At 69.4% G+C, this 21,053-nt stretch carries 24 protein-coding genes and 1 tRNA gene; 15 read left to right on the plus strand and 10 right to left on the minus strand.

Features of this window, described 5'->3' with window-relative positions:
- On the plus strand, positions 1-1,283 hold a 1,283-nt coding region (locus ACO057_RS15005), incomplete at its 5' end, for a peptide chain release factor 3 (protein ID WP_421993133.1).
- Between the two features lie 36 nt (positions 1,284-1,319).
- Here the strand turns inward: ACO057_RS15005 and ACO057_RS15010 are convergent.
- Positions 1,320-1,856, minus strand: coding sequence for a carbonic anhydrase (locus ACO057_RS15010; RefSeq protein ID WP_421993135.1), 537 nt, complete (start codon positions 1,854-1,856; stop codon positions 1,320-1,322).
- 140 nt (positions 1,857-1,996) lie between these two features.
- On the opposite strand from ACO057_RS15010, the gene ACO057_RS15015 reads away from it, so the two are divergent.
- The gene (locus ACO057_RS15015; RefSeq protein WP_421993137.1) at positions 1,997-2,875 is read left to right on the plus strand and encodes a polysaccharide deacetylase family protein; all 879 of its coding nucleotides are present in this window, start codon (positions 1,997-1,999) and stop codon (positions 2,873-2,875) included.
- A gap of 6 nt (positions 2,876-2,881) precedes the next feature.
- Here the strand turns inward: ACO057_RS15015 and ACO057_RS15020 are convergent, their stop codons facing one another.
- The gene (locus ACO057_RS15020; RefSeq protein WP_421993139.1) at positions 2,882-4,474 is read right to left on the minus strand and encodes a GMC family oxidoreductase; all 1,593 of its coding nucleotides are present in this window, start codon (positions 4,472-4,474) and stop codon (positions 2,882-2,884) included.
- Between the two features lie 121 nt (positions 4,475-4,595).
- Here ACO057_RS15020 and ACO057_RS15025 point away from each other — a divergent pair, with 121 nt between their 5' ends.
- From ACO057_RS15025 to ACO057_RS15035, 3 genes are all read left to right on the plus strand, one after another.
- On the plus strand, positions 4,596-6,008 hold the full coding sequence (locus ACO057_RS15025) for an FAD-binding oxidoreductase (RefSeq protein ID WP_421993141.1): 1,413 nt from the start codon (positions 4,596-4,598) through the stop codon (positions 6,006-6,008).
- 34 nt (positions 6,009-6,042) lie between these two features.
- Positions 6,043-6,116: transfer RNA gene (locus ACO057_RS15030), tRNA-Pro, on the plus strand.
- A gap of 54 nt (positions 6,117-6,170) precedes the next feature.
- Entirely contained in the window at positions 6,171-6,506 is a 336-nt protein-coding gene (locus ACO057_RS15035) for a hypothetical protein (RefSeq protein ID WP_421993143.1), read from the plus strand.
- A 19-nt stretch (positions 6,507-6,525) separates the two neighbouring features.
- On the opposite strand, the gene nhaA is transcribed toward ACO057_RS15035, so the two are convergent.
- From nhaA to ACO057_RS15055, 4 genes are all read right to left on the minus strand, one after another.
- A complete protein-coding gene (gene nhaA, locus ACO057_RS15040; protein ID WP_421993179.1) occupies positions 6,526-7,698 on the minus strand; it encodes a Na+/H+ antiporter NhaA in 1,173 nt (390 codons plus the stop codon).
- A 102-nt stretch (positions 7,699-7,800) separates the two neighbouring features.
- Positions 7,801-8,781 carry a phosphoribosylaminoimidazolesuccinocarboxamide synthase gene (locus ACO057_RS15045; RefSeq protein ID WP_421993145.1) on the minus strand — a complete coding sequence of 327 codons (981 nt, stop codon included), beginning with the start codon at positions 8,779-8,781 and terminating at the stop codon, positions 7,801-7,803.
- The gene (locus tag ACO057_RS15050) at positions 8,778-9,716 is read right to left on the minus strand and encodes a 2-dehydropantoate 2-reductase (protein WP_421993147.1); all 939 of its coding nucleotides are present in this window, start codon (positions 9,714-9,716) and stop codon (positions 8,778-8,780) included. The genes ACO057_RS15045 and ACO057_RS15050 overlap by 4 nt, the downstream gene beginning before the upstream one ends.
- Before the next feature lie 123 nt (positions 9,717-9,839).
- Positions 9,840-10,022, minus strand: a complete 183-nt coding sequence (locus tag ACO057_RS15055) for a CsbD family protein (RefSeq protein WP_421993149.1) — start codon at positions 10,020-10,022, stop codon at positions 9,840-9,842.
- Positions 10,023-10,185: 163 nt separating this feature from the next.
- Here ACO057_RS15055 and ACO057_RS15060 point away from each other — a divergent pair, with 163 nt between their 5' ends.
- A complete protein-coding gene (locus tag ACO057_RS15060; protein ID WP_421993151.1) occupies positions 10,186-10,698 on the plus strand; it encodes a GNAT family N-acetyltransferase in 513 nt (170 codons plus the stop codon).
- A 13-nt stretch (positions 10,699-10,711) separates the two neighbouring features.
- Here the strand turns inward: ACO057_RS15060 and ACO057_RS15065 are convergent, their stop codons facing one another.
- Genes ACO057_RS15065 through ACO057_RS15075 form a run of 3 tightly spaced genes read right to left on the minus strand, consistent with a single transcriptional unit; the run spans position 10,712 to position 13,699 of the window.
- Positions 10,712-11,605 carry a polyphosphate kinase 2 family protein gene (locus ACO057_RS15065; protein WP_421993153.1) on the minus strand — a complete coding sequence of 298 codons (894 nt, stop codon included), beginning with the start codon at positions 11,603-11,605 and terminating at the stop codon, positions 10,712-10,714.
- A complete protein-coding gene (locus tag ACO057_RS15070; protein ID WP_421993155.1) occupies positions 11,602-12,837 on the minus strand; it encodes an MFS transporter in 1,236 nt (411 codons plus the stop codon). Before ACO057_RS15070 ends, ACO057_RS15065 begins: the two co-directional genes overlap by 4 nt.
- Position 12,838: 1 nt before the next feature.
- A complete protein-coding gene (locus ACO057_RS15075; protein ID WP_421993157.1) occupies positions 12,839-13,699 on the minus strand; it encodes an endonuclease/exonuclease/phosphatase family protein in 861 nt (286 codons plus the stop codon).
- A gap of 126 nt (positions 13,700-13,825) precedes the next feature.
- On the opposite strand from ACO057_RS15075, the gene ACO057_RS15080 reads away from it, so the two are divergent.
- The 4 genes from ACO057_RS15080 (at position 13,826) to ACO057_RS15095 (ending at position 17,019) form a co-directional block, all read left to right on the plus strand.
- Positions 13,826-14,512: an ArsR/SmtB family transcription factor gene (locus tag ACO057_RS15080; protein ID WP_421993159.1), complete on the plus strand. Its 687-nt coding sequence runs from the start codon at positions 13,826-13,828 to the stop codon at positions 14,510-14,512.
- The gene (locus ACO057_RS15085) at positions 14,509-15,714 is read left to right on the plus strand and encodes an MFS transporter (protein WP_421993161.1); all 1,206 of its coding nucleotides are present in this window, start codon (positions 14,509-14,511) and stop codon (positions 15,712-15,714) included. The genes ACO057_RS15080 and ACO057_RS15085 overlap by 4 nt, the downstream gene beginning before the upstream one ends.
- Positions 15,715-15,775: 61 nt before the next feature.
- Entirely contained in the window at positions 15,776-16,234 is a 459-nt protein-coding gene (locus ACO057_RS15090; protein WP_421993163.1) for an L-2-amino-thiazoline-4-carboxylic acid hydrolase, read from the plus strand.
- On the plus strand, positions 16,231-17,019 hold the full coding sequence (locus tag ACO057_RS15095; protein WP_421993165.1) for a class I SAM-dependent methyltransferase: 789 nt from the start codon (positions 16,231-16,233) through the stop codon (positions 17,017-17,019). Before ACO057_RS15090 ends, ACO057_RS15095 begins: the two co-directional genes overlap by 4 nt.
- A gap of 19 nt (positions 17,020-17,038) precedes the next feature.
- Here the strand turns inward: ACO057_RS15095 and ACO057_RS15100 are convergent, their stop codons facing one another.
- Positions 17,039-17,671, minus strand: coding sequence for an MSMEG_1061 family FMN-dependent PPOX-type flavoprotein (locus ACO057_RS15100; RefSeq protein ID WP_421993167.1), 633 nt, complete (start codon positions 17,669-17,671; stop codon positions 17,039-17,041).
- A 69-nt stretch (positions 17,672-17,740) separates the two neighbouring features.
- On the opposite strand from ACO057_RS15100, the gene ACO057_RS15105 reads away from it, so the two are divergent.
- From ACO057_RS15105 to ACO057_RS15125, 5 genes are all read left to right on the plus strand, one after another.
- The gene (locus tag ACO057_RS15105; RefSeq protein WP_421993169.1) at positions 17,741-18,484 is read left to right on the plus strand and encodes a YebC/PmpR family DNA-binding transcriptional regulator; all 744 of its coding nucleotides are present in this window, start codon (positions 17,741-17,743) and stop codon (positions 18,482-18,484) included.
- A gap of 1 nt (position 18,485) precedes the next feature.
- Entirely contained in the window at positions 18,486-19,001 is a 516-nt protein-coding gene (ruvC, locus tag ACO057_RS15110; RefSeq protein ID WP_421993171.1) for a crossover junction endodeoxyribonuclease RuvC, read from the plus strand.
- 55 nt (positions 19,002-19,056) lie between these two features.
- The gene (gene ruvA, locus ACO057_RS15115) at positions 19,057-19,674 is read left to right on the plus strand and encodes a Holliday junction branch migration protein RuvA (protein ID WP_421993173.1); all 618 of its coding nucleotides are present in this window, start codon (positions 19,057-19,059) and stop codon (positions 19,672-19,674) included.
- A gap of 55 nt (positions 19,675-19,729) precedes the next feature.
- The gene (gene ruvB, locus ACO057_RS15120) at positions 19,730-20,761 is read left to right on the plus strand and encodes a Holliday junction branch migration DNA helicase RuvB (RefSeq protein WP_421993175.1); all 1,032 of its coding nucleotides are present in this window, start codon (positions 19,730-19,732) and stop codon (positions 20,759-20,761) included.
- 29 nt (positions 20,762-20,790) lie between these two features.
- A partial coding sequence (locus ACO057_RS15125) for a YbgC/FadM family acyl-CoA thioesterase (RefSeq protein WP_421993177.1) occupies positions 20,791-21,053 on the plus strand: 263 nt, incomplete at its 3' end.

Here is a 21,053-nt window from a genome sequence, read left to right on the forward strand (position 1 = left end):
CCGTCGACGCCGCCGTCATGGTGCTGGACGCGGCCAAGGGCATCGAGGCGCAGACCCTCAAGCTCTTCGAGGTCTGCCGCCTGCGCGACATCCCCATCATCACCTTCATCAACAAGATGGACCGCGACGGGCGCGACCCGCTAGAGCTGCTCGACGAGATCGAGAAGACCCTGGCGCTGGACGTCTCGCCCGCCGCCTGGCCGATCGGGCAGGGGCGCGACCTGCTCGGCGTCTATGACCTGCTGAACCCCGCCGTGCGCCTGCTGGACACGGCCGATGGCAGCCACATCCCCGTCGAGGGGCTGTCGGACCCGGCGCTGGACAAGCTCCTCCCCGCCGACCGCCTCGCCGAGCTGCGCGAGCAGGCCGATCTCGTCCAGGGCGGCTATCCGACCTTCGACGAGGAGGCTTTCCTCCAAGGCACGATGACGCCCGTCTTCTTCGGCAGCGCGCTGCGCGACTTCGGCATCGGCCACCTGCTGGACGGGCTCGGCCGCCTCGCCCCGCCGCCGCGCCCGCGCCCGGCCGATGCGCGCATGGTTTCGCCCGGCGAGGACAAGCTGACCGGCTTCGTCTTCAAGGTGCAGGCCAACATGGACCCCAACCACCGGGACCGCGTGGCTTTTCTCCGAATTTGCTCCGGCCGGCTGGAGAAGGGGGCGCGGCTGCTCCAGGTGCGGACCGGCAAGCAGGTGCCGGTGAATGCGCCGCTCTTCTTCTTCGCGAAGGACCGCCAGGTGGCCGAAGAGGCCTGGCCGGGCGACGTGGTGGGCATCGCCAATCACGGCATCCTGCGCATCGGCGACACCCTGACCGAGGGCGAGCCGATCAATTTCCGAGGGGTTCCCTCTTTCGCGCCCGAGCATCTGCGCCGGGTTCGGCTGGACGATCCGATGCTCGCGAAAAAACTCAACAAGGCGCTGGAGCAGTTGGCCGACGAGGGGGTGGTGCAGATCTTCCGCCCGCTCGACGGCTCACCGCCCGTGGTGGGCGTGGTGGGCCTGCTGCAGGTCGACGTGCTGCAGAGTCGCCTCAAGGTGGAATACGGCGTGCCCGCCGGCTTCGATCAGACGCAGTGGGAATATCTGCGCTGGGTGACCTCGGACGACCGCGCCGCGCTGGAGCGTTTCAGCCAGTTCAACCGCAGCGAGCTCGCGACCGATCATGACGGCGAGCTGGTGGCCCTCTTCGCTTCGGACTGGCGGCGCAAGCGTGCCGAGGACGAGTGGAAGATGCTGAGCTTCCACGCGCTGCGCGAGCAGCACAGCCTGTCCGAAAGCTGATCGGGGTTCCGGGCGGCGGCGCCGCCCGGAAAAGCCTCAGGCAAACATCTCGATCTTGCCGTCGAGGGCCATCAGGCCGCCTTCGACGCGCAGACTGGGCTGGCGCTTGGCGACTTCGGCCTTGAACTCCCCATAGACCCGCGTGTGCAGGGCCGTCTCGGCCTCGGGCGTGGCGATCGAGGCGTCGCCATAGGCGATGGCCGCCGCGCCGCAGTCGCGATGGGCGACAGCGATCACGCGCGTGATCTTGTGCAGCTGGATCGAGGCGCCGAGATTGTCCCAGAAGGCCGTGTGCCAGGTCGCGAAGGCCGGGGCCACGACGCCAACCGCCGCGCCGGCGATGCCGAACCGGCTGAACTTGTCGGTCAGGCCGCGCGTTCCCATCCAGGCGTTCACCGGGGTGATGAAGCGCGGATCGATGCAGGTCAGCAGCATGGAGTCATAGGCCGTGCCGTCCTCGGCGCGGGCCGCCATGGGGGCGAGCATGGCGCCGGCGGCGAGGCCGAAGATGCCGCGGCGGCCGAGGGTGGGGAGGCAGCAGGCGCAGCCGCGCCGGGAAGAGAGCGTCGTCATCGGGGGAATTCCTGGGGTTCGGCCGCAGGCTAAGCAGGCGGCCCAGGCCGTCACAAGGCGAATTGCCGCTCCTGGAACGCGGGGAATAGGCTTGGGCCGTAGGGGCCGTTAGCTTCGCCCGAAACGTAAGGAGATCGGGCATGGCCAAGGACATCATCTGCGCTTTCAGCGTGCATTGCGACGCGGTGGCCGGCTGGCTCGGCAGCTATGGCGGCGAGGACAGCCCGGGCGATATCAGCCGGGGCGTCTTCGCGGCGGAGGTCGGCATGCCGCGCCTCCTGACGCTCTTCGAGCGTTTCGGCATCAGGCAGTCCTGGTTCATCCCCGGCCACACCATCGAGAGCTTTCCCGAGCAGACCGACATGGTGGCCCGCGCGGGCCATGAGATCGGCCTGCACGGCTATAGCCACGAGAACCCGCTCGCCCTCAGCCGCACGCAGGAGGAAGCGATCTTCGACAAGTGCATCGGCCTCATCGAGAAGCATTGGGGCCGCAAGCCGGTGGGCTATGTCGCTCCCTGGTGGGAGGTGAGCGCGACCAGCATCGAGATCCTGATCGAGCGCGGGATTCAATACGACCACTCGCTCATGCATCACGACGCGATGCCCTATTACGTGCGCACGGGCGATGCCTGGACACCCATCGACTACAGCCAGCCGGCCGAGAGCTGGATGACGCCCTTCACCAAGGGCAAGCCCACGAATCTCGTGGAGATCCCGGCCTCCTGGTATCTCGACGACCTGCCGCCGATGATGTTCGTGAAGAAGTTCCCCAACAGCCACGGCTATGTCAGCCCACATGCGCTGGAGCAGATCTGGCGCGACCATTTCGACTTCGTCTATCGCGAATACGACTATGCGGTGGTGCCGATGACCATCCACCCGGACGTCTCCGGCCGGCCGCAGGTGCTGCTCATGCTGGAGCGGCTGATCGGCCATATGATGCGCCAGCCGGGCGTGCGCTTCCTGCCGCTGGAAGAGGTCGTGCAGGATTTCCGGGGGCGGTTTCCCGCCCCCTGATCGGCGTCAGGCGGCGGTCTTCATGAATTCGGCGCAGCGCTCGCCGATCATGATGCAGCCGGCATTGGTGTTCCCGCTCACCACCGTCGGCATGATGCTGCCATCGGCCACGCGCAAATTCCCCACGCCGTTCACGCGTAGCTGCGTGTCCACAACGGCGCCCTGATCCTCGCCCATCCGGCAGGTGCCGGTCGGGTGATAGATCGTGCCGCTGGTGCGGCGCACGAAGTCGAGCCAGGCGGCGTCGTCCTCCGGCGCGTCCTCGGGCGGCGAGTAGCGGTCGGTGATGAAGCGGCCGAGGGCATGGGTCTCGGCCAGGCGCTTGGCGAGCTTCACGCCCTCCACCATGCATTGCTTGTCCGTCTCGCTGGTGAGGTAGCGCGCGTGGATATGCGGCTTGGCGAGCGGGTCGGTGCTGGCGAGGCGGATCTCGCCGCGGCTCTCGGGGCGAAGCTGGCAGACGCTGACGGTGAAGCCGGGGAATTTGTGCAGCCCCTCCTTCACGCTGTCCGCGCTCCAGGGGATGAAGTGGAACTGCACGTCGGGCGTGGCGCTCTGCGGCAGGACGCGGGCGAAGAGGCCGGAGGTGGCGGCGGCGAAGCTCAGCGGGCCGCGCCGCGTGAGCGCGAATTGCGCGCCCATCCGCGCCATCCCCATCAGGCCCATGCGCTCGTTCACCGTCACGCGCTGATTGGCGCGATACATCAGCCGCGCCTGCAGGTGATCCTGCAGGTTCTGGCCGACGCCGGGGATGTCGCGCTTCACCTCGATGCCCATCTCGGCCAGATGCGCGGCGGGGCCGAGGCCCGAGAGCATCATCAGCTGCGGGCTGCCGATGGCGCCCGAGCTCAGCACCACCTCGCGCTGCGCCTTCAATGTGCGCGTCTCGTTGCCGACGCGATAGACCACGCCCGTCGCGCGCCCGTCCTCGATGAGGATGCGCTCCACATGCGCGTCGGTGACGACGCGCAGATTGGGCCGCTTCATCGCGGGCTTGAGATAGGCGGTGGCGGCGGAGCAGCGGAAGCCGTCGCGCACGGTCACCTGATACCAGCCCGCACCCTCCTGCTCGGGCCCATTGAAGTCGGGATTCTCGGGGTAGCCGAGTTCCTTGGCCGCATCGATGAAGGCGCGTTCCAGCACGCCCTTCTCGCGCAGGTCGGTGACCGAGAGCGGGCCATCCGCGCCGTGCAGATCGTCCGCGCCGCGCTCCTGCCGCTCGGCCTTGCGGAAATAGGGGAGGCAGTCGTCGAAGCCCCAGCCGGTGCAGCCGAGCTGACGCCAGTGGTCGTAATCCTCCGGCTGGCCGCGGATATAGATGAGCCCGTTGATCGCCGAGGACCCGCCCAGCACGCGCCCACGCGGCCAGGGGACGGAACGGCCCGCCAGCTCCGGTTCGGCCTGGGTCTCGAAATTCCAGCTGATGGTGGGGTGATACATCGTCTTGGCGTAGCCGATGGGGATGTGCAGCCATGGATTGCGGTCGCGGCTGCCGGCTTCGAGCACCGTCACGCGGATCTTGGGATCCTCGCTGAGCCGCCCCGCCAGGGCGCTCCCCGCCGAGCCGCTGCCCACCACGATCACATCGGTTTCTTCCACGGCGCCGTCTCCCCACGGTAATTGGAACGGATGGTCCATCCCGTGCGGGCCAGGGTCAACCTTAGGTATATGCTGCACCGCAACTTGACGCGACGCGGGGCCTCGGCTTGCCATGCGCGGCATGTCCCCACTCGATGCCCTGACCGAAGCCCTCGGCCCCGCCGCCTGCCTGCGCGACGAGGCCGACATCGCGCCCTATGCCGTGGATTGGCGGGGCGTCTATCGCGGCGCGCCGACGGCCGTGCTCAAGCCCGCCGACACGGCGCAGGTCAGCGCCGCGCTGCGCGCCTGCGCGGGACTCGGCCTGGCCGTGGTGCCCGCGGGCGGGCGCACCTCGCTCTGCGGCGCGGCCGTGCCCATGGCGCAGGGCCCCGCCAGCGTGGTGCTGAGCCTGGAGCGGATGAATCGCTTCCGCTCCGTGGACCCGTTGGACAACTCGCTCGTCGCCGAGGCGGGCTGCACCATCGAAGCGGTGCAGAACGCCGCCGAGGAAGCCGGGCGCCTCTTCCCGCTGCATTTCGGCGCGCAGGGCAGCGCCATGGTGGGCGGCGCGCTCTCCACCAACACGGGGGGCATCAGCACCATCCGCTACGGCAATGCGCGCGACCTGGTGCTGGGCGTGGAGGTCGTGCTGGCCGATGGCCGCGTGCTGGATGACCTGCGCCGGGTGCGGAAGGACAATTCCGGCTATGCGCTGAAGCACCTCTTCATCGGCGCGGAGGGCACGCTGGGCGTCATCACCGCCGCCTCCCTGCGGCTCTATCCCAGGCTCGCCAAGCGCGAGACGGCGCTCGCCGCCGTGCGCTCGCCGCACGAGGCCCTGCGCCTCTACGCCCGCTGCCAGGAGAGCGGCGCGGAGCTGGTCGCCTTCGAGCTGATCCAGCGCAACTGCATCGAGATCACGCTGAAATACGGCGCCAATATCCGCGAGCCGATGGCGCTGAGCACCGAATGGTACGTCCTCATCGAGGCCGCCAGCACCCATGCCTCCATCCCCGTGCGCGAGGCGCTGGAGGCGGCGCTGATGGCCGGTCTGGAGGCCGGCGAGGCCGAGGATGTGGTGATCTGCGAGAGCGAGGCCCAGCGCCAGAATTTGTGGAACATCCGCGAGACCTTCCCCGAGGCCTCGCGCGTCGAGGCACCGGGCCTGCCGACGGACACCTGCGTGCCCGTCTCGGCCGTGCCGGAATTCCTGGAGCGCTGCGCCTCGCTGATCGCCACGCGCTGGCCCGAAGGGCGGATGGTGGCGCTGGGCCATATGGGCGACGGCAATATCCACCTCTCGATGAAGGGGCCGGCCGGCATGACCCATTCCGAGCTGGCCGCCCTCGCGCCGGACTTCGAGCCGCAAGTGAGCGAGATCGCCGTGGAACTGGGCGGCAGCTTCTCGGCCGAGCACGGCATCGGCCAGTCCAAGCGCGCCAGCATGGGGCAGCTGAAATCCCCTGTGGCGCTCGACCTGATGCGGACGATCAAGGCCGCGCTGGACCCCGACGGGCGGATGAACCCGGGCAAGGTCCTGCCGCCTGCTTGATGTGGGGGCGTGCAGCGCCTATCACCGGGCCTGACGGGGCGTAGCACAGCCTGGTAGTGCGCCTGCTTTGGGAGCAGGAGGTCGGAGGTTCGAATCCTCTCGCCCCGATACCCGCCCCGGAATGACCGGGGCCGGTCCTCGGACAATCAGGGAATGGTCGGCATGGCGGCACGCAAAAAAGGGCCGGCGCGGCCGGTCAACGCCGCGCTGAAGCGGCTCCTGGAACTCACCACGAAGAATGTCCCGCCCGCCCGCATGGGCCGCGAGGTGGAGATCATCGTCGCCGGCTGGAACGACGCCCCGGAGGCGGATCCCGTCCAGGTGAAGGAATGGATCGAGGAAATCCTCGAGACGCTCCAGACCGGGGTCGCCGATGCCGAGGAGCAGGTCTCCGACATCGACCGTAGCGACGCCGGCGCGATCAAGCAGGCGAACGGGACGCTGGCGGCGCTCACCGCCACGCGCGATGCGGCCCTGCGCGTCCTCGCCTCGCTCTGAGGGCTTAACTCTTCCGGGCTCAATTCTTCCGGGGCGGGGCGCCGGATGTCCGTGCCAGCACCAGCGCGCCCAGCAGGCCCGAGGCGAGGGAGCCCGCCAGGATGCCGATCTTCAGCTTGGTCTGCAGCTCCGCGCTGTCCGGGAAGGCCAGCAGGCCGATGAAGAGGCTCATGGTGAAGCCGATGCCGCAAAGCAGCGAGACGCCGGCCAGATGCCGCCATTGCGCGAGGGCGGGCATCTCCGCCCAGCCCAGGCGGATCGCGATCGCGGATGCGCCCATCACCCCCACGAGCTTGCCCAGGAGCAGCCCCGCCGCGACGCCGAGCGTCAGCGGCTCCAGGAAGAGGTCGGCCGTCGCATCGGCGAAGGACACGCCGGCATTCGCGAAGCCGAAGACCGGCACGATCAGGAAGGCGACCCATCTGTGCAGGGCGTGTTCGAGGATGTGCAGCGGCGAGTGCGCGCCCTCCGGCGTGCCCGGCGAGGGCGAGAGCGGGATGGTCAGCGCCAGCACGACGCCCGCGATGGTCGCGTGGACGCCGGATTTCAGCACGAGCACCCACAGGATCGCGCCCAGCAGCAGGTAGGGCGCGAGGCGGCGCACGCCGAGGCGGTTCATCGCCACCAGCGCCACCACGATCCCCGCCGCGCCGAGCAGCATCGGGACGGAGAGCGCCCCCGAATAGAACAGCGCGATGACGATGACCGCGCCCAGGTCGTCGATGATGGCCAGCGCCGTCAGGAACACCTTCAGTGAGGCGGGCACGCGCTTGCCCAGCAGCGACAGCACGCCGAGGGCGAAGGCGATGTCCGTCGCCGTCGGGATCGCCCAGCCGCGCAGCGTCGTCGGATCGGAGATGTTGATCGCCGCGAAGATCAGCGCGGGCACGATCATGCCGCCGGCCGCTGCGATGCCCGGAAGGGCCCGGCGCGACCAGCTGGAGAGCTGGCCGTCCAGCACCTCGCGCTTGATCTCCAGCCCCACGAACAGGAAGAAGAGGGCCATGAGGCCGTCATTGATCCAATGCTCGAGGCTCAGTGGGCCCAGATAGCTGCGCAGCGCCGAGAAGTAGTGCGGGGCGAGGGCGGAATTGGCGATCACGAGCGCCAGTGCCGAGGCCGCCATGAGAACCAGGCCGCCCGCGGCTTCGCTCTTCAGCAGGTCCCGGAGCATGGAGGGCGGGCGGTGCATCGTGGGATCAGCCACGGGACGGCATCTCGATAACGGAAAAGTAATCCATGGCGCGTTATAGAAGCCGCCCGCCGGTCCGCAAACCGGCGGGCAACGGCCCTGTCAGGCGGGGAAGAGCGACCGCAGGTTGGCGCGCACGCGCTCCAGCACGGAGGTATCGCCCTTCGGCAGTTCGAACTTCTGCCCGGTGATCGTCTCGAAGGCCTCGATATAGACGGCCGCCGTGCCGAGGATCAGCTCCTCGGGGATCTCGGGGATGTCGTCGTGATAGGGGTCGCAGCGCGCGGCCACCCAATTGCGCACGAAGTCCTTGTCGAAGCTTTCCGGCTTCTCGCCCGCCTCGAAACGGGTCTGGTAGCTGCCGGCCTTCCAGTAGCGGCTGCTGTCGGGCGTGTGGATCTCGTCGGCCAGGACGATGCGGCCCTCGGCATCCGTGCCGAATTCGTACTTCGTGTCGGCGAGGATCAGCCCGCGCTCGGCCGCCAGCTTCTGGGCGCGGGCGAAGAGGGCCAGCGCATATTCGCTCAGCTGGTCCCACTGCGCCCTCGTCAGCAGCCCGCCATCCAGGATCTCCTTCGCGGAGAGCGGGGCATCATGCTCGCCGTGATAGGCCTTGCTGGTGGGGGTGATGATGGGCTGGGGGAGGCGCTGGTTGTCGCGCATGCCCTCGGGCAGGGTCAGCCCGTACATCTCGCGCTTGCCGGCCTTGTACATGGTCAGCACCGAGGTGCTGGTCGTGCCCGCGAGGTAGTCGCGCACCACGATCTCGACCGGCAGGATGTCCAGCCGCCGGCCGATGACCACGTTCGGATCGGGATAGGCCAGCACATGGTTGGGGCAGATATCGGCCGTCTTCTCGAACCAGTAGCGCGCCGTCTGCGTCAGCACCTGCCCCTTGAAGGGGATGGCGCAGAGGATGCGGTCGAAGGCGCTCAGCCGGTCCGTCGCGATGAGCACGCGCCGGTCGCCGGGCAGGTCGTAATTCTCGCGCACCTTGCCGCTGTAGTGGTTCGGCAGCTCGGGGATATGCGCGTCGCGCAGGACGAGATGGGCGAGGGGACGAAGGGTCTCGACGTCGATCATCGGGCCGCCGCCTCGGCGCGCTGCACCTCATAGGCCTTGCCGTTGACCAAAGCGGCCTCCAGCAGCGTCACGTCCAGCGCGGCGCCCTTGCCGGCCTCGACCAGGAAGCCGACGACATGCTCAATCTCGATCGGCCCGCCGCCCAGCAGGTCGCGGAACATGGAGGCCGTGGCGGTCGATTTCGGATTGGTGAAGTTGCGCTCCATGCCGGCCTGCGTCGCTTCGGACACCGGATGGCCGTTCGCCGCGGCGATGGCCGAGGAGAGGCGGAACATGCGCAGGATCAGCTCCTGGCCGCCGGCGCGGATGATCTGGCCGATATTGGCCCGCATCAGCACCGTGAGCGCGGCGAGCGAGCCGAGCATGACGAGCTTGGCCCACATCTCGTCCATGATGTTCTCGGAGGCGGTCGTCTTGATATGGGGGGCGGCCTGGAAGACCTTCGCCAGCGCCTCGATGCGCGGTGACATCCCGCCCTCGATCTCGCCGAAGAGGATGTCGGCGGGCGGCTGCATGTGGTGGACGTGGCCTTCGGGGGTCAGCGTGGCCGCGATCTTCGCGATGCCACCGATGACGGCCTTCTCGCCGAAGGCCTCCTGCAGCGTCGTCAGATGCGACAGGCCGTTGAGGATGGGCAGGACCATGGTGTCGGGGCCCACGGCGGGGCGGATCGCCTCGATCGCCGAGTCGAGGTCGTAGGCCTTGCAGCTCAGCAGGACGACGTCCCAGCCGGTGCCGGGCGCCTCCGCGGTCACGGTCTTCACGGGAAGGGTGAAATCACCGATCGGGCTCTTCACGACCAGGCCGTTGGCGTCGAGCAGCGCCTTGCGCTTCGGCCGGACCAGGAAGGCGACCTCCTCGGCTGCGCCGCCCTGGATGAGCCGGGCTCCGTAATAACCGCCGAGCGCCCCGGCGCCGAGAATGAGGATGCGCATGACATAGTCGCCTTCTACTTCGCGCCCGGAAACGGCGCGTCAGGCGGTCAGGATCATCTTCCACCCTCGGGTGTCAATGCAGCGGCGGGCCGGCGGGTCTCCCCGCCGGCCGCGGCCCCCGGATTACTTGTCCGCGGCGTTGCGCACCGCGTCCTTCGCGCCGCCGACGGCGTTCTGAACCTTGCCTTCGACCTTATCGGCCTTGCCTTCGGCCTGGAGCTTCGCGTCGCCCGTCAACTTGCCGGCAACTTCCTTGATCGCGCCCTTGGCCTGCTTGGCCATACCCTCGATGCGGTCCTTGTCCATGGTGCTGATCCTCGATACGCGACGCCGGAATTGGCGCCGGTCCTGTCGGGAACAACTCGCTAAAGGGGCTCCAGTTGCCGCTTGCCGATCAGAACATGCAAAGGGCTCTTCCCGGTCATTCCCGCCCTCCGATAGGCTGAGGCCCGAAGGATGGGAGCGAGCTGTGGACGGAATCTACTCCCTGCGTCGTCTCCGTGAGGCCGATGCGGGGGCCTATCGCGACCTGCGTCTTGCCGGCCTGGCCAGCGATCCAACCTCCTTCGGCGCTTCCTTCGAGGAGGAGGCGGGCCAGCCCCTCTCGTGGTTCGCGGAGAGGCTGGCGAGCCATGACGTGTTCGGTGGCTGGGCGGCGGATGGGGCGCTGATGGGCGTGGTGGGATTGCTCGTCCCGCACGCGGCCAAGCTCCGGCACAAGGGCGTGCTATGGGGCATGTTCGTCCGGCCGGAAGCGCGGGGAACCGGCCTGGCGGCCGCCCTGGTCGAGCGCGCGATCGAGCATGTCGGGGACCGCGTCGAGGCGATCAGGCTGACCGTGGTGACGACGAACATCCCGGCGATCCGGCTCTACACCCGCCTGGGCTTCCTGACCTACGGCCTGGAGCCACGGGCCTTGAAGGTGGAGGGCCGGTACCATGACGAGATGCTGATGGCGCGACCCTCAGGGGTGCCCGCTTAACGCATCTGGAGCGTCACCCCAGCTTCACGCGCGCCTCGGCCAGCGCCGCGCGCTGCTCGTCCGTGACCTTCGGGTAATGCAGATCCAGCCTCGCCAGCGCCCGGGTGATGGCGGCGACCACGACGAGGCGGGTGAACCACTTGCGGTCCGCCGGCACGACATACCAGGGGGCTTCGGGCGTGGCCGTGCCCGCGATGGCCTGCTCATAGGCCTCCATATAGGCGTCCCAATGCTGGCGCTCGGCGACATCGGCGGCGGAGAACTTCCAGTTCTTCTCCGGCTCGTCGAGGCGGGAGAGGAAGCGCTTCTTCTGCTCCTCCTGCGAGACGTTGAGGAAGAACTTCAGCACCACCACGCCCTGGCGCGCGAGGAAGCGCTCGTAACTCGCGATATCCTCCAGCCGCTCGTCCCAGATGCGCTTGGTCACGAGCCGCGGCGGCAGTTTCTGATGCGCGAGGATCTCGGGATGCACGCGCGCGACCAGCACTTCCTCGTACCAGCTGCGATTGTGGATGCCGATCTGCCCGCGCCCGGGGAGCTGCGATATGTGCCGCCAGAGGAAGTCGTGGTCCAGCTCGGTCGAGCTCGGCTGCTTGAAGGCGGCCACGTGGCAGCCCTGCGGGTTCAGCCCCGAGAAGACGTGCTTGATCGTGCCGTCCTTCCCCGCCGCGTCCATCGCCTGGAAGATGCAGAGCACCGACCAGCGATCCTGCGCATAGAGCATGTCCTGCTGCGTCGAGAGGCGCTCAACGCCCATCGCGAGCAGCTCCGTCGCCTCGGCCTTGGGGATATCGAGCCCCGCCGTGTCGGCGGGCTTGTGCTTCTTCAGCTTGAAGCCCTTGCCCGTCTCGACGCGATAGCCCGCGAGGATCCCGTCGATGTCGAAATCGCCGATGTCGATCTTCATGCCCGTGCTCCCACCAACCTTTGGCCCCGTAAGGCCCAGAGCACGAAGGCGCCCTGAATTCCGAAAGTCAGGCCCATGGCCCAGCCATAGCCCGTCGCGTTCCAGCCGCCATGCGCCGCGCGGGGCCAGAGGTCCAGGATGGCGCCGATCGCGATCTGCGTCAGGAAAACCATCACCAGCATGGAGCCGTTGATCGCCGTCGCCACGCGCCCGGCCAGTTCCGGCCCGAAGCGCTGGCCCACCGCCGCATAGCCGCAGGGGCCGGCCGAGGCCGCCATGGCGAAGCAGAACCAGATCAACCCGAGCGCCGGAACGCCAGAGGGCGGCGCGAAGATCAGCAGCCCCTGGATGGTCAGCAGCGCGCCCAGAGCCAGGCAGGGAATCAGCAGCGGCGAGGCGCCCCGCGCCTGGAAATGGCTCGCCGCCTGTCCGGTCAGCAGGCTGCCCGCGGCCGAGCCGGAGGCATAGATGAACAGCACGAGGCCGCGCGCGCCGTCGTCCAGCCCCGCCACGTCGCGCAGCCAGGGCCCGGCCCAGAGGCCCTGATAGACGAAGTTCATCGCCGTCAGCGACAGGATCGCCGGCACGAAGCGGCGGAAATAGGGATGGGCGAAGATGGGCCCGAAGGCCCTGATCTCCTGGACGAGCCGCCGCCGGGGCGGGCGCACATAACCCGGCGGCGCGTCGGAGACGGAGATCCAGATCCAGAGGGCGACCAGCACGGCCAGCCCCGCGAAGATGAAGAAGCCGCCGCGCCAGCCGGTGAGGGGGATGAGGGCCTGCATGGGCAGGGTCGCGACCATGCCGCCCAAAGCGCCGACGAAGACGCCGCTGCCCGTCATGGCCGCGACCCTCGTGCGCGGGAACCATTGCGTATTGGCCTTGAGCATCGCCATCAGCCCCGCCGAGATGCCGATGCCCGTCACGAAGCGCCCGATGCCGAGCAGGATCACGTCCTCGGCCAGCGCGCAGGTCAGGAAGCCGAGGCCGGCGGTGAGCGACAGCACCGTCTGCACCCGTCGCGCGCCGAACATGTCCAGCGCGAGGCCCACCGGCAGCTGCGACAGGCCGTAGGCCGCGAAGAGCACCGCCGAGAGCAGCCCCAGATCGGAGGCGGAAAGCGAGAATTCCAGGGCCAGCAGCGGCCCGATCACCGCCATCACCGCGCGGCTCGCTTGGTTGAGGAAGTTCACCAAGGCGAGCGGAAAGGTGATCCGGAAGAAGGTGCGCACCTCAGTTGATCCGCAGGCGGACGCTGATCGGGCAATGGTCGGAGAGGCGGTCGCGCATCGCCGGGTCGCGCTCGGCATAGACCATCACGCGCAGGCTATTGGCCTGCACCCAGTCGCGCGCGGGGCCGCCCAGCAGGATGTGCTCGATGAAGGGCCGTCCGCCCCGTGCATCGGACCAGCAGGGGTTGGAGACGCCCTCATTGGCGCGCAGCAGCGGCGCGGCGGCGGCCAGGGGCGCGAAGAAGGCGTCGTTCGCGCCCGTCGCGCGGCGGTTGAAGTCGCCCAGGATGGCGAAGGCCGCGCCCTCCCGCCGGCGGGCCGCGATCCAGCCGGCGAGGACCGAGGATTGCCCCATCAGCGTGTCGCATTCCCGCCCGCGATCGCCGGCCTCGCGGCAGCCGGCCTTGAGGTGGACCGAGAGCAGCCGCAGCATCCGCCCCTCTACCTCCACGGTGATGTCCGTGCCCCGGCGCAGCGAGAAGCGCTCGTTGGGGATGGGGTCCAGCTCCGCCAGATCCGCGTTGCGGATGGCGCGCAGGCTGCGACGGACGGCGAAGCCGGTGCGCTGGATGTCGCGCTCGTCGGGGAAGAAGAAGCGGTAGTCGTTCGGATCGAGGATGCGGGCCGCGGCCTCGGGCCCGTCCACCTCCTGCAGGGCCAGGACATCGGCATCCAGGCGCCGGGCATAGTCGGCCAGGCGCGTGAAATCCTCCGGCTGACGCGGCGTGAGGTCGCGCGGCAAGGCGCGGTCATGGGGCGGGCGCAGGGTCAGCCAGGCGATGTTCCAGGTGGCGAGTTTGATTTCCGCCGCCTGGAGGGGCGAGGCGGCGAGGAGGGCGATGGCGAGGAGGAACCGAAGCATGCGGCATCCTGACCGCAAATCCGCGCCGCGGCGAGCGGCCAGGGTTCAGCCGGCCCCGAAACATGCCGCCCCGTGGGGCGGTAGGTTGCGGCTCGGAAAGCCGTTAGGATCACGCAAGGAGTCACCATGTCCAACCTCGCCACCATCGCCAATCTGATCGGCGACCCGTCCCGCGCCGCCATGCTCCAGGCCCTGCTGCCGGGCGAGGCGCTGACGGCCGGCGAACTGGCCCGCGTCGCGGGGATCGGTGCGGCGGCGACCAGCGCGCAGGTCAAGGCCCTGGTGGAATCCGGCCTGGTCTCGGTCCATGCCCAGGGGCGGCATCGCTACCATCGGCTGGCCGGCGAGGAGGTCGCCTCCGCGCTCGAGACGCTGATGGCGCTCCCCCAGGTCAGCCCCCGCAAATCCTGGCCGCACGGGGAAGGCTTCCGCCAGGCGCGCCTGTGCTGGCATCATCTGGCCGGGCGGCTCGGCGTCGCGCTGCACGAGCGGCTCACGGGCGACGGCTGGATCGAGGCCGCCCCGGGCGGCTGGGTCGCGACCGCCACGGGCGAGGCGCGCTTCGCGAAACTCGGCGTGGATCTGGCCGTGGCCCGCCGCGCGTCTCGTTTCGCCTGCGACTGCATGGACTGGTCGGAGCGCCGGCCGCATCTCGCCGGTGGACTGGGACGCGAGGTCACCTCCATGATGACCCGCCGCCTCTGGCTTACCCGCATCGAGCCTTCGGCGACCGACCTGCTGCAGCGGCGCCGGCTGGCCTGTACGCCCGAAGGCGCGCGGGCCCTTTCCTTGGAGTTCGGTATCACCGCATGAGTCCTGTTGTACGTGTCGGCGCGGCGATGTCCGCGATGACGGCTGTCTCCCAATTTCATCGCGCGGCGGTCGGCGTCGTGGCGCCGGAACTGGCCACCGAGCTCCATCTGGGCCCGGCGGCGCTGGGCTCGGCCAACAGCGCCTTCTTCCTGGCGCTGCTGGTGGCGCAATTGCCCGTGGGCGTGGGGATCGACCGGATGGGCCCGCGCCGGCTGGTGACCTGGCTCACCGCGCTGGCGGTGATCGGCTCGGTCGGGCAGGCCCTGGCGCAGGACGGCGTGCAGTTCCTCGCCGCGCGCTTCGTGCTTGGCCTCGGCTGCGCGGCGAGCTTCATGTCGGCCGTGGTGCTGGCCGGGCGCTGGCATGCCGGCCCGGGCCTCACCAAGGCGATGAGCGGCATCTTCGCCTGGAGCCAGGCAGGCATCCTGGCGGCCGGCGCGCCGCTGGCCCTGGCCTCGGGCCTGGTGGGCTGGCGCGGCGCCTATCTCATCTCGGCCGCGCTGACGGTCGTGATCGGCGTGGCCTGGTGGCGCTGGGCGGAGGATGCCCCGCCGGGGATGGCCCTGCGCACGCCGGCGAAGGAAACGCTGGGCGAGGTGCTGGCGGGGCAGTTCACCGTCTGGAAGACGCCAGGCCTGCTGCGCATCCTGTCCATGCACTGCTTCGCCTATGCCGTGATGGCGACGCTGCTGACCCTCTGGGCCGGACCCTATCTCTACGACGTGCACGGGCTGGACGCGGCGGGGCGCGGCTCGGTGCTGTTGATGATGGGGCTGACGGTGCCCTGCGGGCAGCTCGCTCTGCCCTTCCTGGAACGCAAGCTGGGGCGCGAGCCGGCGGTGATCACCTCGGCGGTCATCGTGATCTGCACCATGACCACGCTGGCCCTCTGGCCGGGCATTCCGCTCTGGTCGGCAGTGCTGCTGCTGATGGTCTCCTGCTTCTTCTCGACCTATTCGATCCTGCTGGTCGCGCAGGGCCGCGCGCTCTTCCCGGAGCACATGGTCGGGCGCGGCATCACCACGGTGAACCTCGGCCAGGTGCTGGGCTCGGCGCTGCTGCCGGCCGTGGTGGGCGGGGCGGTGGCGCTGGTGGGCGTGGGCGAGCAGGGCTATCGCGTGGGCTTCCTGCTGCTCGGCCTCTCGCTGGTGATCGGCATCGCGGGATATCGGCTGCTGCCGCGCGGCACGCCGCTGCGGTGAGGGCCTGGAATTGCGCCGGCGGAAGGGTTTAGCCTGAGGCCGTCAGCCGATTGGAGTTGCCATGACCGTCTCCATCCTCGAACAGCGCCGCATCGAGGCGGCCTTCGCCAAGGGCATCTATGAGGAGATGACCGCGACGCTCGGCGAGGAGCAGGCCACGGCCATCCTCAGCCGCGCCATCGTCAGGCTGGCCCAGGAGACGGGCGCCGCCATGGCCCAGCTCGCGCCCGAGCCCAGCATCGCCCATTTCGCCGAGCTGATGGAGCGCTGGAAGCTCGACGACGCGCTGCGCATCGAGGTGCTTCGCCAGGACGAGACGCATTTCGACTTCAACGTCACGCGCTGCCGCTATGCCGAGAGCTATCGCGAGATGGGGTTGGGCAAGCTCGGCGCCGTGCTCTCCTGCAACCGCGACGGAGCCTTCTGCGAGGGCTACGACCCGAAGATGACGCTGGAGCGCACGCAGACGATCATGTCCGGTTCCACGCATTGCAACTTCCGGTATACCCGCGCCCCATGAGCACCTCGGTTGAATATGTCGCGACGGACGCCGTCGCCTATGAGCGGAGCATGGGCCGGTGGAGCCGCCGCCTGGCGGAACCCTTCCTGGATGCGCTCGACCTGTCTGCCGGCGCGCGCGTGCTGGATGCCGGCTGCGGCACCGGGGCGCTGAGCGCGGCCCTGCTGATGCGCGACCCGACCGCGAAGGTGACGGGCGTGGATGCCAGCGACGCCTTCGTCGCGGCCGCCCGCGCCGACCTGCCCGACGCCCGCTTCGAGCCCGGCAACATCGCGGCCCTGCCGCTCTCGACGGCGTCGCAGGACGCCGCGCTCGCGCTGCTGGTCTTCGGCTTCGTGCCCGATCCGCTGAAGGCGGCGCGGGAGATGGCGCGGGTGACGCAGCCGGGCGGGATCGTCGCCACGGCGATGTGGGACTTCTCCGGCGGCTTCCCCTTCCTGCGGCTCTTTGCCGATACGGCGGCGGTGGTGCTGCGCGAGGGCGCGGACTGGCGGGACAAGCACTGGGCCAATCCGATCGGCACGCCGGGACGCCTGGGCGCGGTCTTCGAGGCCGCCGGCCTCAGGAAGGTGCGCGAGCGGGACATCTCGATCCGGCAGGAATTCGACAGCTTCGAGGACTGGTGGACGCCCTGGCTGACCGGGCAGGGTTTCGTCGGCGCCTTCGCCTCGGCGCTGGAGGCGCCGGCGCGGTCACGGCTGGAGGGCGCGCTGCGGCGGGCCTGGGGAACCGAGGGGCCGCGCAGTTTCGTGGCGACCGCGCGGATGGTGACCGGAGAGGTCTGAGGGAAGGCCTGGGCCGCCCTCAGTACATGTTGGCGCGCAGGCGTTCCTCGGCCACGGCGTCATAGGCCGTCGGGTCCATTCCGTTCTTCTTATGGGCCAGCAGCAGCGCGCCCATGGTCGGCACGCCGGCGGCCTTCTTGCGCCCGTCCCACAGGTCCGAGCGCATGATCGCCTTGGCGCATTGCATGAAGATCTCCCGGACCTCCACGACCAGGACGGTGGTCGGCACCTTCTCCTGGGCGATGCAGCGTTCGCGCAGCTCCGGGTCGGTCGAGATGGTGGCGAAGCCGTGGACGCGCATGGTCTCGCCCATGCCCGGCACCAGGAAGAGCAGCGAGACGCGGTTGTCCTCGAGGATGTCGCGATAGCCGTCCAGCCGGTTGTTGCCCTTGCGATCGGGGATCGCTAGGCGCTTCTCGTCCAGCGCCAGCACGAAGCCGGGGGCGTCGCCGCGCGGGGTGATGTGGTTGCCCTTCCGCCCCTGCGTGCCCAGCAGGCAGAAGGGGCTGGCGGCGATGAAGGAGAGGGTCACCGCATCGAGCCGGTCCGTCGATTTATTCGCGGCGAGCTCGGAGGGGCGGCCGTAGAGCGCCTCGAGGGCCTCGAGCGAGGTGACGGCGTGCGGGTCGCCAAGAATGGCATTCGTGTCCATGTCCCCCATGGTGGCGAAACTCCGGGCCGGACGCTATAGGATAAACTTCAACCAATCTCTGAAGTAGCCATGGCTGGGCATTCGCAGTTCAAGAACATCATGCACCGCAAGGGTGGGCAGGACGCCAAGCGCGCCCGCGCCTTCGCCCGGATCGGTCGCGAGATCACGGTGGCGGCCAAGTCCGGCATGCCGGACCCCGCGCACAACCCGCGCTTGCGCTCCGCTTTGGTCGCTGCGCGGCTGGCGAATATGACCAAGGACGCGGTGGACCGCGCCATCAAGAAGGCCTCCGGCGCCGGATCGGGCGTGGATTATGTCGAGGTCCGCTATGAGGGCCGCGGCCCGGCGGGCGTCGCCCTCATCGTCGAGGCGCTGACCGACAACCGCAACCGCACCGCCAGCGACCTGCGCTCGATGTTCAGCAAGCATGGCGGCGCGATGGGCGAGACGGTGGCCTTCCAGTTCGACCGCGTGGGCGCCGTGCGCTTCGCGGCCGATGTGGCCGATGCCGACACCATGCTGGAGGCCGCCATCGATGCCGGCGCCCAGGATGTGGCCAGCACGGCCGAGGGCCACGAGATCCTGACTGCGCCCGAGGACCTCAACACCGTGCGCGACGCGCTGGAGACCCGCTTCGGCGAGGCCCAGGCGGCCCGGCTCGAGTGGAAGCCCAACCTCACCGTCGAGTTGGACGAGGAAGGCGCGGCCGCCGTGCTGAAGTTCATCGATCTGGTCGACGACCATGACGACGTGCAGCAGGTCTACGCCAATTTCGAGGTGAGCGACGCCGTTCTGGCGAAGCTCTCAGGCTAACTTGGCTCCCGGCGCCATCCGCGTTCTGGGCATCGACCCTGGCCTGACCCATACGGGCTGGGGGCTGATCGAAAGCGCGGGCTCGCACCTGCGCTACATCGCGGCCGGCGCGATCAGCACCCTCGCCGGCGACGAGCTCGCGCACCGGCTGGTGCTGATCCACAACGGCCTCGCGCGGATCATCCAGGAATGGACGCCCGACGAGGCGGCCATCGAGCACACCTATGTGAACAAGAACCCCGCCGCCGCGCTGAAGCTCGGCCAGGCGCGCGGCGTGGCGCTGCTGGTGCCCGCGCTCGCCGGGCTGCCCGTGGCGGAATACCAGGCGATGGAAGTGAAGCGCGCCGTCGTCGGGACGGGGCACGCGGACAAGATCCAGGTGCAGGATATGGTGAAGCGCCTGCTGCCCGGCGCCGTGCTCAAGCGCGCCGACGCGGCCGATGCCCTGGCCATCGCCATCTGCCATGCCCATCACCGGGGCACGCGCAGCATGCTCGCGAAGCTGATGCAGGCATGACCGCCGCCGATTCAGCCCTTCGGCGCAAGAGCGCCTCCGGCCATCGAGGGCGGGTATGATCGCCGCGCTCAAGGGCTTCGTGGAATCCACGCAGGACGGCGCCTGCGTGCTCGACGTGAACGGCGTCGGCTATCTGGTGTCGTGCTCGCGCAAGACGCTGGACCGTCTGACGGCGAAGGACGGCATCCAGAAGCTGCTGGTCGAGACGCGCGTGAGCCAGGACGCCATCACCCTCTACGGCTTCCTCGACGCCACCGAGCGCGAGGCCTTCCGCGCCCTCAACGAGGTGAAGACGGTCGGCCCGCAGAAGGCGCTGCTCGTGCTGTCGGGCCTGGCGCCGGACCAGCTGGCCAGCGCCATCGCCGCCAAGGAGCGCAAGCGCCTGGCCGAGGTGAAGGGCCTGGGCGCGGCCACCGCCAACCGCATCATCGACGAGCCGGCGATGCAGAAATGGGCCGTGGGCCGCGCGACGCCCGAGGCCGACGGTACCGGCGCGGCCGCGCCCACGCCGCTGCCCGAGACGCCCGAGGCCGATGCCGTCAGCGCGCTGCTCAATCTCGGCCTCAAGCGACCCGAGGCCGAGCGCGCCGTGGCGCGGGCCAAGGCCAGCCTGGGCGAGGGGGCGGGGCTGAACGCGCTCATCACCACCGCGCTTCGTGAGTCGGTCCGATGATGGCCCCCGATGGTCGTAGGGGCGAAAGCCCCGGAGAGCTGAATCGGCGGCGGCAATGAGCGAGCGCGTCACGAGCGGCGAACGCCAGGAAGAGGACGGTGGCGAGGTCAATCTGCGGCCGCAGATGCTCTCCGAATTCACCGGGCAGAAGCTGCTTCGGGAAAACCTCTCCGTCTTCATCCAGGCGGCCTCGGCGCGCGGCGAGGCGCTGGATCACGTCCTGCTGCACGGCCCTCCCGGCCTGGGCAAGACCACCCTGGCCCAGATCGTCGCGCGCGAGATGGGCGTGGGCTTCCGCGCGACTTCCGGTCCCGTGCTCCAGCGCGCGGGCGATCTCGCGGCCATCCTCACCAATCTCCAGCCGCGCGACGTGCTGTTCATCGACGAGATCCATCGCCTTCAGCCCGCCATCGAGGAGACGCTCTATCCGGCGATGGAGGACTTCCAGCTCGATCTCATCATCGGCGAGGGGCCGGCGGCGCGCACCGTGCGGATCGACCTGCCGCCCTTCACCCTGGTCGGCGCCACCACGCGCTCGGGCCTGCTCTCCACGCCGCTGCGCGACCGCTTCGGCATTCCGCTGCGGCTGAACCTCTACACGCCCGAGGAGCTTTTCCGCATCGTCCGGAGAGGCGCGGAAAAGCTGAGCTTCGCTTTGGCCGAGGGCGGCGCGCGCGAGATCGCCAACCGCAGCCGCGGCACCCCGCGCATCGCCGGACGCCTGCTGCGCCGCGTGCGCGACTTCTGCGTGGTCGAGGGCAAGACGGCCGACCGCGCCATGGCCGATGCCTCGCTCGCCCGCCTCGAGGTGGACGCCAAGGGCCTGGACGCCATGGACCGCCGCTACCTCTGCCGCATCGCCGAGCACCACAATGGCGGGCCGGTCGGAGTCGAGACCCTCGCCGCCGCCCTGTCCGAGAGCCGCGACACGCTGGAGGATGTGGTGGAGCCTTTCCTCATCCAGGAGGGCCTGGTCCTGCGCACGCCGCGCGGCCGCATGCTGGGCGAGCCGGGCTGGCGGCATCTGGGCCTGGCCCCGCCGGCCGGCACGCTGCTCCAGCCCGACCTGCTGGATCCGCCCCAATGACGGATCAAGCGACTGATTTCGCTCACCGCATGAACATCCGTGTGTATTACGAAGACACGGATGCCGGGGGCGTCGCCTATCACGCCACCTATTTGCGCTGGGCCGAGCGCGGCCGGACAGAAAGCCTCCGGGACATGGGAATGCCCCATGCCGACATGCAGCGGTTACATGGCTGCTTCATGGTGGTGCGGCGCATCACGGTGGAGTATGCACGCCCCGCGCGTCTGGATGACGAGGTGACCGTGGTCACGCGAATCCGCCGCGCTTCCGCCAGCCTTCTGCTTCTGCAGGA

This window comes from Roseococcus sp. (genome assembly GCF_965227005.1).
In the GTDB taxonomy this organism is placed as follows: Bacteria; Pseudomonadota; Alphaproteobacteria; order Acetobacterales; family Acetobacteraceae; genus Roseococcus.

What these genes read in the sequence shown, in the direction of transcription:
- ruvA (WP_421993173.1), top strand. Translation starts at nt 19,057, where the DNA reads ATGATCGCCGCGCTCAAGGGCTTCGTGGAATCCACGCAGGACGGCGCC.
- ACO057_RS15025 (WP_421993141.1), top strand. Translation starts at nt 4,596, where the DNA reads ATGTCCCCACTCGATGCCCTGACCGAAGCCCTCGGCCCCGCCGCCTGC.
- ACO057_RS15090 (WP_421993163.1), top strand. Translation starts at nt 15,776, where the DNA reads ATGACCGTCTCCATCCTCGAACAGCGCCGCATCGAGGCGGCCTTCGCC.
- ACO057_RS15035 (WP_421993143.1), top strand. Translation starts at nt 6,171, where the DNA reads ATGGCGGCACGCAAAAAAGGGCCGGCGCGGCCGGTCAACGCCGCGCTG.
- ruvB (WP_421993175.1), top strand. Translation starts at nt 19,730, where the DNA reads ATGAGCGAGCGCGTCACGAGCGGCGAACGCCAGGAAGAGGACGGTGGC.
- nhaA (WP_421993179.1), bottom strand. Translation starts at nt 7,698, where the DNA reads ATGCACCGCCCGCCCTCCATGCTCCGGGACCTGCTGAAGAGCGAAGCC.
- ACO057_RS15100 (WP_421993167.1), bottom strand. Translation starts at nt 17,671, where the DNA reads ATGGACACGAATGCCATTCTTGGCGACCCGCACGCCGTCACCTCGCTC.
- ACO057_RS15045 (WP_421993145.1), bottom strand. Translation starts at nt 8,781, where the DNA reads ATGATCGACGTCGAGACCCTTCGTCCCCTCGCCCATCTCGTCCTGCGC.
- ACO057_RS15065 (WP_421993153.1), bottom strand. Translation starts at nt 11,605, where the DNA reads ATGAAGATCGACATCGGCGATTTCGACATCGACGGGATCCTCGCGGGC.
- ACO057_RS15085 (WP_421993161.1), top strand. Translation starts at nt 14,509, where the DNA reads ATGAGTCCTGTTGTACGTGTCGGCGCGGCGATGTCCGCGATGACGGCT.
- ACO057_RS15055 (WP_421993149.1), bottom strand. Translation starts at nt 10,022, where the DNA reads ATGGACAAGGACCGCATCGAGGGTATGGCCAAGCAGGCCAAGGGCGCG.
- ACO057_RS15080 (WP_421993159.1), top strand. Translation starts at nt 13,826, where the DNA reads ATGTCCAACCTCGCCACCATCGCCAATCTGATCGGCGACCCGTCCCGC.
- ACO057_RS15095 (WP_421993165.1), top strand. Translation starts at nt 16,231, where the DNA reads ATGAGCACCTCGGTTGAATATGTCGCGACGGACGCCGTCGCCTATGAG.
- ACO057_RS15050 (WP_421993147.1), bottom strand. Translation starts at nt 9,716, where the DNA reads ATGCGCATCCTCATTCTCGGCGCCGGGGCGCTCGGCGGTTATTACGGA.
- ACO057_RS15075 (WP_421993157.1), bottom strand. Translation starts at nt 13,699, where the DNA reads ATGCTTCGGTTCCTCCTCGCCATCGCCCTCCTCGCCGCCTCGCCCCTC.
- ACO057_RS15010 (WP_421993135.1), bottom strand. Translation starts at nt 1,856, where the DNA reads ATGACGACGCTCTCTTCCCGGCGCGGCTGCGCCTGCTGCCTCCCCACC.
- ACO057_RS15105 (WP_421993169.1), top strand. Translation starts at nt 17,741, where the DNA reads ATGGCTGGGCATTCGCAGTTCAAGAACATCATGCACCGCAAGGGTGGG.
- ACO057_RS15015 (WP_421993137.1), top strand. Translation starts at nt 1,997, where the DNA reads ATGGCCAAGGACATCATCTGCGCTTTCAGCGTGCATTGCGACGCGGTG.